This is a genomic window from Streptomyces sp. NPDC058001 (assembly GCF_042886315.1).
GTDB lineage: Bacteria > Actinomycetota > Actinomycetes > Streptomycetales > Streptomycetaceae > Streptomyces.
Map to the genome: position 1 here is coordinate 169631 of NZ_JBHVQT010000001.1, position 10730 is coordinate 180360.

A 10730-nucleotide genomic window follows, 5' to 3' on the forward strand; every position below is an offset into this window, starting at 1 on the left:
AATCAGCCCGTCCGGCGTTTGAGGACCGGGGTCCGGGGCGGAGCCCCGCGAGGGCACGGGAGCCGACGGAACCGGAACTACCCGACCACCGTCCACGTATCCCCACCGGTCAGCAACGACTGCAAGTCGCCCTTACCGTTCTGCTCCACCGCCGCGTCCAGCTGGTCCGACATCTGCGTGTCGTACACCGCCCGGTCCACGGAGCGGAACACTCCGATCGGCGTGTGGTGCAGGGTGTCCGGGTCGGCGAGCCGGGAGAGCGCGAACGCGTTCGTCGGCGACGGATTGTGCGCGTCGTGGACCAGGATCTGCGACTGGTTCTCCTCGGTGACGGCGACCACCTTGAGGTCCCCGGTCAGCGAGTCCCGTACGACACCCTTGGCATCGTCCACGCCGAAACGGATCTGCTGCCCGTGCTCCAGGCGGATCACCGCCTCCTGCGCCCGCTGACGGTCCTTCAACACCTCGAACGCGCCGTCGTTGAAGATATTGCAGTTCTGATAGATCTCCACCAGCGCAGTGCCGGGGTGCGCGGCGGCCTGGCGCAGCACGCTCGTCAGATGCTGCCGGTCGGAGTCGACCGTACGGGCCACGAACGACGCCTCGGCGCCGATCGCCAGCGACACCGGGTTGAAGGGCGCGTCGAGGGAGCCCATCGGCGTCGACTTGGTGATCTTCCCGACCTCGGAGGTCGGCGAGTACTGGCCCTTCGTCAGCCCATAGATCCGGTTGTTGAACAGCAGGATCTTCAGGTTGACGTTACGCCGCAGGGCGTGGATCAGGTGATTGCCGCCGATCGACAGCGCATCGCCGTCACCGGTGACCACCCACACACTCAAGTCCCGCCGCGACGACGCCAGTCCGGTCGCGATGGCCGGGGCACGGCCGTGGATCGAGTGCATCCCGTACGTGTTCATGTAGTACGGGAAGCGGGAGGAGCAGCCGATGCCCGAGACGAAGACGATGTTCTCCTTCGCCAGGCCCAGCTCCGGCATGAAGCCCTGGACGGCGGCCAGCACCGCGTAGTCACCGCAGCCGGGGCACCACCGGACCTCCTGGTCCGACTTGAAGTCCTTCATGGACTGCTTGGCCTCGGCCTTGGGCACCAGCGAGAGCGCTTCGATGCTCCCCGAACCGGTGCCTTCCGTGGTGGTGTCAGCCATCGATGGCCTCCTTGAGAGCCGTGGCGAGCTGCTCAGCCTTGAAGGGCATTCCGTTGACCTGGTTGTACGAGTGGGCGTTCACCAGATACTTCGCGCGGATCAGTGTGGCGAGCTGACCGAGGTTCATCTCGGGGATCACCACCTTCTCGTAACGCCGCAGCACCTCCCCGAGGTTCCCGGGGAAGGGGTTCAGATGACGCAGATGGGCCTGCGCGACCTTCCCGCCCTCCTTCCGCAGGCGCCGGACCGCCGCCGTGATCGGCCCGTATGTCGATCCCCAGCCGAGGACCAGCAGCTTCGCGCCCTCGCCCGACGCGTCCGCCGGGTCGTCGACCACCAGGTCCGGGACCTCGATGCCGTCGATCTTGGCCTGCCGGGTGCGGACCATGAACTCGTGGTTCGCCGGGTCGTAGGAGATATGGCCCGACCCGTCCTGCTTCTCGATGCCGCCGATACGGTGCTCAAGGCCCGGCGTCCCCGGAATCGCCCAGGGCCGCGCGAGGGTCTGGGGATCGCGCTTGTACGGCCAGAAGACGTCCTCGCCGTTCTCCAGGGTGTGGTTCGTGCCCTGGGCGAACTGCACCCGCAGATCCGGAAGTTGATCGACCTCCGGAATTCGCCACGGCTCCGAACCGTTCGCCAGATAGCCGTCCGACAACAGGAACACCGGCGTCCGGTACGTCAGTGCGATCCGCGCCGCCTCCAGCGCCGCGTCGAAGCAGTCGGCCGGGGTGCACGGCGCCACGATCGGCACCGGCGCCTCGCCGTTGCGCCCGTACATCGCCTGGAGCAGGTCCGCCTGCTCCGTCTTCGTCGGCAGCCCCGTCGAGGGACCGCCCCGCTGAATGTCGATCACCAGGAGCGGCAGCTCCAGGGAGACCGCCAGGCCGATCGTCTCGCTCTTGAGCGCGACGCCGGGGCCCGAGGTCGTCGTCACGGCGAGCGATCCGCCGAACGCCGCACCCAGCGCTGCCCCGATCCCCGCGATCTCGTCCTCCGCCTGGAAGGTGCGCACCCCGAAGTTCTTGTGCCGCGACAACTCGTGCAGGATGTCGGAGGCCGGGGTGATCGGGTACGAGCCCAGGTAGAGCGGCAGGTCCGCCTGCCGGGACGCGGCGACCAGCCCGTAGGACAGCGCGAGATTTCCCGAGATGTTGCGGTACGTGCCTGTCGGGAACGCCTTCGACGCCGGCGCCACCTCATAACTGACCGCGAAGTCCTCGGTGGTCTCGCCGAAGTTCCAGCCCGCCCGGAACGCCGCGATGTTCGCCGCCGCGATGGCCGGCTTCTTCGCGAACTTGGTGGCCAGGAACTTCTCCGTGCCCTCCGTCGGCCGGTGGTACATCCACGACAGCAGCCCCAGCGCGAACATGTTCTTGCTGCGGCCCGCGTCCTTGCGCGAGAGGTCGAACTCCTTCAGCGCCTCCACCGTCAACGTCGTCAACGGCACCGGATGCACGCTGTACCCGTCCAGCGAGCCGTCCTCCAGAGGCGAGGTTTCGTACCCCACCTTCTGCATCGCGCGCTTCGTGAACTCGTCGGTGTTCACGATGATCTCCGCGCCGCGCGGGACGTCCGCGATGTTCGCCTTGAGCGCGGCCGGGTTCATCGCGACCAGAACGTTCGGCGCGTCACCCGGCGTCAGGATGTCGTGGTCGGCGAAGTGCAACTGGAACGACGAGACACCCGGCAGTGTCCCGGCGGGCGCCCGGATCTCGGCCGGGAAGTTCGGCAGCGTCGACAGGTCGTTGCCGAAGGACGCCGTCTCCGAGGTGAAACGGTCACCGGTGAGCTGCATGCCGTCGCCCGAGTCGCCCGCGAAGCGGATGATGACCCGGTCGAGTCGGCGTACTTCCTTCTCACCCGGTGAGTCGGACGGCGCATGGCGCTGCCCTCCCACGTGTTCACCTACGACGGTCCCGTCGGCCGGCTCTGCTGGGCTACTGACCTGGCTGGTCACTGAACTGGACCTCCCTCGGGGCGGCTCTTCGGGGACGGTCGGCCGACCGGCCTCCCCAGGGCCCACCCTACGTCGGTAAGGGTCGCCTTCCCTCGGCCGTTCGTATGATGGACGCTCATTTGAGACGGCCTGACGCCCTGATTTGCCATGATGTGATTCGTCCCCCGGCTCTTCCCATGACGACGCTCTCGGCGCAACGGGTGGTTCTGTGCCGGTATTCCCTCGCATATCTGACAGGGTGTCAGGTCCTCAGGAATTCAGATATGTAAGGACTGCCAGAACACGCCGGTGATCCCCGTCACTTTGCGACAGACCCAGCTTCAGGAAGATGTTGCTGACGTGCTTCTCGACGGCTCCGTCGCTCACGACGAGCTGCTTGGCCACCGCCGAGTTCGTCCGCCCCTCGGCCATCAGCCCCAGCACCTCCCGCTCCCGGGGGGTCAACCCCGCGAGCACGTCCTGCTTACGGCTGCGGCCTAGCAACTGCGCCACGACCTCCGGGTCCAGTGCCGTGCCGCCCCGGGCGACCCGCACCACGGCGTCCACGAACTCCCTGACCTCGGCCACCCGGTCCTTGAGCAGATAGCCCACGCCCCTGCTCGACCCGGCCAGCAGCTCCGTCGCGTACTGCTCCTCGACGTACTGCGACAGCACCAGCACCCCGAGCCCCGGATGCTGCTTACGCAGCAGCACCGCCGCCCGCACGCCCTCGTCCGTATGTGTCGGCGGCATCCGTACATCGGCGACCACGACATCCGGCAACGCGTCCTGCGCCGCCAGCTCGGTGATCGTCTTGATCAACGCCACCGCGTCCCCGACCCCCGCCACGACCTCGTGCCCACGGTCGGTCAGCAGCCGGGTCAGGCCCTCCCTGAGCAGCACCGAATCCTCGGCAATGACCACACGCACCCTGTCCTCCACAACCCTCGGCCCCCCGCCTTGACCCGCCCATCAAACAACGTCCAGCATCCCAGCATCCGGAACACGAGGGGTGACGACCCCGCAAGTGGACGGTGAGCGGGGCGTCGGGTGGGGGCGGGGAGGGGTAGGGGAGCGGCGCGAGGTGGGGGTGCGAGGCAGGGGTCATACCGCCCGGGGGTTGGTGCCGGGCGGCACGGGCTTCTGGTCGGTCGGGGCCCTTGGGCGGACGGCGAGCCCGGTCCCGGCAGGGCCCCTGGTAGACGAAGGCCGGTCAGTGGCGCCAGGGAAGCTCCGCCGTGATCCGTGTCGGGCCCGCCGGGGGCGAGTCGACCACGAGGATGCCGTCCACCGCGTCGAGCCGCTCCGCGAGCCCCGCCAGACCGGAACCCTGGGAGACATCGGCGCCGCCCAGACCGTTGTCCGTGACCTGGAGCATCAACCGGTTCTCCACCCGCCACACATCCACCGTGGCCCGTGACGCCCGCGAGTGCTTGCTGATGTTCTGCAACAGCTCCGACACCGTGAAGTAAGCGATCCCCTCTATCGCGGGCGCCGGGCGGGCCGGCAGATCCACCTCCACCTGCACCGGCACCGTGCACCGGGACGCCACCGAAGACAGCGCCGCGTCCAGGCCCCGGTCCGTGAGAACGGCCGGATGGATACCCCGGGCCAGATCCCGCAGCTCCTGCAACGCCGTCTTCACCTCACCGTGCGCCTCGTCCACCATCCGCGCCGCCGCCTCCGGGTCCTCCGTCAGCTTCTCCTTCGCGAGCCCGAGATCCATCGCGAGGCTGACCAGCCGGGCCTGCGCCCCGTCGTGCAGATCCCGCTCGATCCGGCGCAGATCGGCCGCCGCCGTGTCCACCACGACCCCCCGGTCCGACTCCAGCTCCACGACGCGTGTGGCCAGCCGCGACGGCCCGAGCAGCCCGTGCACCATCAGCCGGTCCACCGTGGTCAGCGCCCGGATGATCCACGGCGTCGCCAGCGTCACCAGCAGCCCGAGCAGCGCCGTCACCGTGATCTCGAAGGGGTTGTCCAGATACACCGAGTGGTCCTCGTCCCCGTACAACTGGATGCCCCCCTGCCCCCCGTACATCGGGAGCGTCCACTGCCACAGCGGATACGTCAGCAGTGTCCAGCCGGTCGTCCAGAACGTCACCGCCACCGAGAACGTGAACACCGCCCACGGGAAGTGCAGCACCATGAACAGCAGATTCCGCCAGGAGGTGCCGCTCTTGAACACGGCGCCCATCCACGCCACCGGCCCGTTCTTCTTGACCCGGAGCGGCACCGGGTCCGCCAGCTCCACGCCCAGCAGCGCCCGCGCCCGCAACCGCTCCATCGCCCCGAAGCCCCGGGCCCCCGCCAGGGCCGCCGCCAGCACCGGGATGCCGAGGAACGTGACGAGCAGACCCGCGCCCAGCGACACCATCGTCACCGCGAACGTGAACGCCGCGATGGCTATCGGCAGGCTCAGCAGCACATAGCCGAACTCCCGCCAGGCCCGCCCCTCGATCGGCGCGCGCAGCCCCGCCGGCAGCAGATGCCGCCTGCCTCCGGCCCCCGCCCCGTCGAACCCGGGCCGGCCCGGCTGTCCGTACCCCTGTCCGTACTCCGTGGCCATCGCTCTCGTCCGTCCTCTTGGTATCGCGTCACTGGGCGTCTCGGGTGTTCCGGTGCTCCGGGTGTGCCGGTCGTGCAGCGCTTCGGTGTTCCCGTGCGGTCACTCGGTGTGTGCCGATGTATCTCAAGAGTGCTCGGCGCGCGGCCACGGGACCATGCGGCAGGTCGGCCTCTTGGACCGGGGGTTTTCCCTACCCTCTTGGCGCTTCCCGGTCCCGCCAGGGCAGCTCCGCCGTCACCGTCGTCGGGCCGCCCACCGGTGAGTCGATGACGAACAGCCCGTCGACCGCGCCGAGGCGATCCGCGAGGCCGGCCATCCCCGTACCCCCGTCGAGGTTCGCCCCGCCCTTGCCGTCGTCCCACACCTGTATGAGCAGCCGGTCGTCCGTCCGCCACACATCGACGGCCGCCGAGCGGGCACCGCTGTGCTTCGACACGTTCTGCAGCAGCTCCGAGACCGTGAAGTACGCGATGCCCTCGATCGCCGCCGCAGGGCGCGCGTCCAGGTCGGCCGTCACCTTCACCGGCACCGTGCACCGCGAGGACACCGAGGACAGCGCCGCGTCCAGGCCCCGGTCCGTGAGGACCGCCGGATGGATACCCCGGGCCAGGTCCCGCAGCTCCTGGAGGGCGAGCTTCACCTCGCCGTGTGCCTCCTCGACCATCGAGGCCGCCGTGTCCGGGTCCTCCAGCAGCTTCTCCTTCGCCAGGCCGAGGCCCATGGCGAGGTTGACCAGCCGGGCCTGCGCGCCGTCGTGCAGATCCCGCTCGATCCGGCGCAGGTCCGCATTGGCCGTGTCGACCACGACGCCCCGGTCCGACTCCAGCTCCGCGATCCGCCGCTCCAACTCGTCGGACGGCGACAGCAGGGCCCGGACCATCATCCGGTCCACATTCGTCAGACCGCGCGCGATGAACGGCAGCACAGGCCACAGCACGAACAGCGAGGCCAGCGTGATCGTGAAGGTGGCGATGCCCCAGGGCAGGCGGATGAACTCGTACAACGCCGTCCGCCAGCCGACCGGGTCCTTCAGGCCCGCCCACACCCGGCCGAGAAAACCCTGCCGGCCCGGTGGCAGCGGGCTCGGCTCGTCCACCCGCACCTTCAGCAGGGCCCGCGCCCGCGCCCGCTCCGCCTTGCCGAGCTGCCGGGTCCCCAGCAGCGCCAGGGCGAGCAGCGGAAAGCCGATCACGGTCACGGCCAGCCCGATGCTGGTGAACAGTGCCGTCACCACATACACGAAGCCGACCAGGCCCAGCGGAAGATTGGTCAGGAGATGGGCGATCTCCAGCCAGGTCTGCCGCCCCAGCGCGAAGCGCGCCGGAGGCAGCCGGTCCGGGCCGGTCGCACCGGCGGGGAAGGCGGCGACGCCGGATCCGCCCCGCTGGGTGCCGCCGCCACCGTCGGCGGTCGTGGTGATGATTCGTGCGGTCATATCGACAGCGTGCCCGGCCCGGAAGCCGGGCGCCATGAGGTGGACCGCAGAACCGCACTGTGGATAACCCCACCGTGCCCGGGACCTGGCACGACCACGGCCCCTCCCTGCCCAGGACCCGGCACGACCACGGCCCCTCCCCGCCCGGGACCTGGCGCCACCAGGGACCTTTCCGCGCCCGGAACCGATACCTCCCCGATACCTTCCCGGTCCCGCCCCGTCCCTGGTTATCTCTTCCTGTGACGGACTGCTTACCCTCTCTTTAACAGGCCCTAGACTCCCGTGCGTACAGATCGTCGAACACGGTGCACGACAGGCGCACCACCCGACACGAGGTCCATGAGGTCAGAGAGCGAGGTGCGGACGTGCGGGAGCCGACCACCGTGCTCGCGGAGGGCTACTTCCAGTCGTACTCCGTCGTAGGACTGCTCGCCCTGATCGGCGTGCTCTTCGTCGCGGTCGCCTTCGGCGCCGGACGGCTGCTGCGGCCGGTCGTGCCCACACCCGAGAAACTCCTCACCTACGAGTGCGGAGTCGACCCGGTCGGCGAAGGCTGGGCGCACACCCAGGTGCGGTACTACGTCTACGCGTTCCTGTACGTGATCTTCGCCGTCGACTCGATCTTCCTCTTCCCTTGGGCCACGATCTTCGCCGCCGATGGGTACGGGGCCACCACGCTCGTGGAGATGTTCATCTTCCTCGGCTTCCTCGCCGTGGGACTGCTGTACGCGTACAAGAAGGGCGTCCTCGCATGGACGTGACCCGGCCCGCGTCCGCCGAGGACGCCGCACCACCCACCGAGCCCGGCGCGGTCGCCCCGCCCGTGTTCCTGCCCGAGCCGAAACGGCTCGGCGCGCTCTCCCGGCTCGCCCCCGAGCCCATGAAGGTGATCCTCAACTGGGGCCGCCGCTACAGCCTCTGGGTCTTCAACTTCGGACTCGCCTGCTGCGCCATCGAGTTCATCGCCGCGTCCATGGCCCGGCACGACTTCATCCGGCTCGGCGTCATCCCCTTCGCACCGGGACCCCGCCAGGCCGACCTGATGGTGGTCTCCGGCACGGTCACCGACAAGATGGCCCCCGCCGTGAAACGCCTCTACGAACAGATGCCCGAGCCCAAGTACGTCATCTCCTTCGGTGCCTGCTCCAACTGCGGCGGCCCCTACTGGGACTCGTACTCCGTCACCAAGGGCGTCGACCAGATCATCCCCGTCGACGTCTACGTCCCCGGCTGCCCGCCCCGGCCCGAGGCGCTGCTCCAGGGCATCCTCAAACTCCAGGAGAAGATCGCCCGCGAGTCGCTGGGCGAGCGGTACGGGGCCGTCGCCGGGCGTCCTTCGGCCACGGCACTCCAGAGCGACCTGGTCCGGCCGCCCGCCGCGCCCCCCGCCGCCGATGCCGCCGATGCCGCCGGGGAGGGAGACCGGTGACCGGCTGGCTGACGGCCCCCGTCGAGGAACTCTTCGGCGCCGACGCGACCGCCGACGAGTCGTACGACCTGCTCACCGTCGACGTACCCGCCGCCTCCTGGATCGCCGCACTGGAGACCGCGCGCTCCGTGCTGGGCTGCACGTATTTCGACTGGCTGAGCGCCGTCGACGAACCCGGCACCGGTTTCCGCGTCGCGGCCCACGTGGTCGCGCTCGCCCCCGTACGCCGTCTGCTCGTGCGGACCACCGTCCCGCACGACGCGCCCGTCCTGCCGTCCGCCGTCGGCGTCTACGCGGGCGCCGCCTGGCACGAACGCGAGACCCACGAGATGTTCGGCGTCGGCTTCGACGGCCACCCCGGACTCGACGCGCTGCTCCTTCCCGAGGGCTTCGAAGGCCACCCCCTGCGCAAGGACTTCGTCCTCGCCGCGCGCGTGGCCAAGGCGTGGCCCGGCGCGAAGGAACCGGGGGAGTCGGACCACGGGGGCCCGAAGCGCCGCCAGATGCTGCCCCCCGGCGTACCCGACCCCAACGAGTGGGGCCCCCTCAAGGGCCAACTCCCGCCGGCGCCGTCCCGCCCGGCCCGTGGCGCGGCCCGCGCGGCGGGAGATCGCCCGCCCCGACGCACCCGCTCCGCGGCGAGCGGCTCAGCAAGCCAGGCACCCCCGGCTCCCGCCGCCACCGGTACGGATACCGGTTCCGGTACGGATACGGGCGCGGGTACGGATACGGGCGCCGCAGCCCCGAAGCCTCCGGCCAACGGACCCGGAACCACGGACCCGACGAGCACGAAGGCCCCCGCCCCGACCGCCCAGCCGACTGAGGCAAGCGAGGCAACCGAGGTGACAGAGGCCACCGAGCCTGTCGCCCCCAAGCCACCGGCCAGCGAACCACCGGCCACCGGGCCACCGGCCAGCGAGACCGAGGCACCCGCAGCCGCCCCCACCCCGTCACGTCCCGCCGCCCCCGACGCCCCGTGGCACCATGCCCGCCCGGCATTCGAGGACCCGGACCAGAAGCGCGCACCGGACCGGGAGCCCACGCCAGATCGGGAGCCCACTCCGGACCACGAGGCCGCACCGGACCGGGATCCCGAGCCCGCCCCCGAGGACCGCCAGGAGTCTCAGGAGCCCCCGGCGACTCCGCCCGCCCCGGAGGACGCCACCCCGGACGCCCCCGGCACCACATCCCCCGACAACCCCGACACCCCCACCGGAGGCCCGCAGTGAACGACGTGCTCGACGTCGCTCTGCGACTCCTCGTCGTCTTCGCCGTCTTCCTCGTCCTTCCGCTGGTCATCGGCCAGACGGAACACAAGGTGATGGCTCATATGCAGGGTCGCCTCGGCCCGATGTACGCGGGTGGCTTCCACGGCTGGGCCCAACTCGTCGCCGACGGTGTGAAGTTCGCGCAGAAGGAAGATGTCGTACCGGCCGACGCCGACCGCCGAATCTTCCAACTCGCCCCCGCCGTCGCGCTGCTGCCCTATCTCCTCGTACTCGTCGCCATCCCCATCGGCCCCCAGGAGGGCGCGGTCGGCGAGATCGTGGACGCGGGTATCTTCTTCGTCCTCGCGGTCATGGGCGTCGGCGTCCTCGGTTCGCTCATGGCCGGATGGGCGTCCGCCAACAAATTCTCCCTCCTGGGCGGTCTCCGCACCGCCGCCCAACTCCTCTCCTACGAACTGCCGATGCTGCTCACCGCGGCCTCCGTCGCGATGGCCGCCGGCACGGTTTCGCTCCCCGGTGTTCTCAACGCCTTCGAGTGGTGGTGGGTTCCCTGGCAGATCGTCGGCGCGCTCGTTTTCTTCGTCGCCGGTCTCGCCGAGCTGCAACGCCCGCCGTTCGACATGCCGGTCGCCGACTCCGAGATCATCTTCGGCGCGTACACCGAGTACACGGGCCTGCGCTTCGCCCTCTTCCTCCTCGCCGAGTACGCCGGAATCGTCGTCCTGTGCGGGCTCACCACCGTCCTCTTCCTGGGCGGCTGGCACGGTCCCTTCGGGGGTGACGGCCTCGGCTGGATGTGGACGCTGCTCAAGACGGCACTGCTCGCCTTTGTCGTCATCTGGCTGCGGGTCAGCTACCCGCGGCTGCGTGAGGACCAGCTCCAGAAGCTCGCCTGGACTCTCCTCGTCCCCCTCGCCCTCGCCCAGATCGCCCTCACCGGCGTCGTCAAGGTGGTGATCCAGTAAC

General features: G+C 69.9%; 9 protein-coding genes. 4 read left to right on the forward strand and 5 right to left on the reverse strand.

The features are described from left to right. Positions 1–77: 77 nt before the first annotated feature. From ACFVT5_RS00780 to ACFVT5_RS00800, 5 genes are all read right to left on the reverse strand, one after another. Positions 78–1163 carry a 2-oxoacid:ferredoxin oxidoreductase subunit beta gene (locus ACFVT5_RS00780; RefSeq protein ID WP_389879991.1) on the reverse strand — a complete coding sequence of 362 codons (1086 nt, stop codon included), beginning with the start codon at positions 1161–1163 and terminating at the stop codon, positions 78–80. Further along, positions 1156–3123: a 2-oxoacid:acceptor oxidoreductase subunit alpha gene (locus tag ACFVT5_RS00785; RefSeq protein ID WP_389879993.1), complete on the reverse strand. Its 1968-nt coding sequence runs from the start codon at positions 3121–3123 to the stop codon at positions 1156–1158. The genes ACFVT5_RS00780 and ACFVT5_RS00785 overlap by 8 nt, the downstream gene beginning before the upstream one ends. Before the next feature lie 249 nt (positions 3124–3372). Continuing rightward, positions 3373–4032: a LuxR C-terminal-related transcriptional regulator gene (locus tag ACFVT5_RS00790; RefSeq protein ID WP_389879995.1), complete on the reverse strand. Its 660-nt coding sequence runs from the start codon at positions 4030–4032 to the stop codon at positions 3373–3375. 283 nt (positions 4033–4315) lie between these two features. Further along, a complete protein-coding gene (locus tag ACFVT5_RS00795; protein WP_389879997.1) occupies positions 4316–5671 on the reverse strand; it encodes a sensor histidine kinase in 1356 nt (451 codons plus the stop codon). Positions 5672–5861: 190 nt separating this feature from the next. Then, on the reverse strand, positions 5862–7106 hold the full coding sequence (locus ACFVT5_RS00800; protein ID WP_389879999.1) for a sensor histidine kinase: 1245 nt from the start codon (positions 7104–7106) through the stop codon (positions 5862–5864). 365 nt (positions 7107–7471) lie between these two features. Here ACFVT5_RS00800 and ACFVT5_RS00805 point away from each other — a divergent pair, with 365 nt between their 5' ends. Genes ACFVT5_RS00805 through ACFVT5_RS00820 form a run of 4 tightly spaced genes read left to right on the forward strand, consistent with a single transcriptional unit; the run spans position 7472 to position 10729 of the window. Continuing rightward, positions 7472–7867 carry an NADH-quinone oxidoreductase subunit A gene (locus ACFVT5_RS00805; RefSeq protein ID WP_389880001.1) on the forward strand — a complete coding sequence of 132 codons (396 nt, stop codon included), beginning with the start codon at positions 7472–7474 and terminating at the stop codon, positions 7865–7867. Beyond that, positions 7858–8535: an NADH-quinone oxidoreductase subunit B gene (locus ACFVT5_RS00810; protein ID WP_389880003.1), complete on the forward strand. Its 678-nt coding sequence runs from the start codon at positions 7858–7860 to the stop codon at positions 8533–8535. The genes ACFVT5_RS00805 and ACFVT5_RS00810 overlap by 10 nt, the downstream gene beginning before the upstream one ends. Beyond that, the gene (locus tag ACFVT5_RS00815; protein ID WP_389880004.1) at positions 8532–9764 is read left to right on the forward strand and encodes an NADH-quinone oxidoreductase subunit C; all 1233 of its coding nucleotides are present in this window, start codon (positions 8532–8534) and stop codon (positions 9762–9764) included. Before ACFVT5_RS00810 ends, ACFVT5_RS00815 begins: the two co-directional genes overlap by 4 nt. Beyond that, the gene (locus ACFVT5_RS00820) at positions 9761–10729 is read left to right on the forward strand and encodes an NADH-quinone oxidoreductase subunit H (RefSeq protein ID WP_389880006.1); all 969 of its coding nucleotides are present in this window, start codon (positions 9761–9763) and stop codon (positions 10727–10729) included. The genes ACFVT5_RS00815 and ACFVT5_RS00820 overlap by 4 nt, the downstream gene beginning before the upstream one ends. Position 10730: the final 1 nt, after the last annotated feature.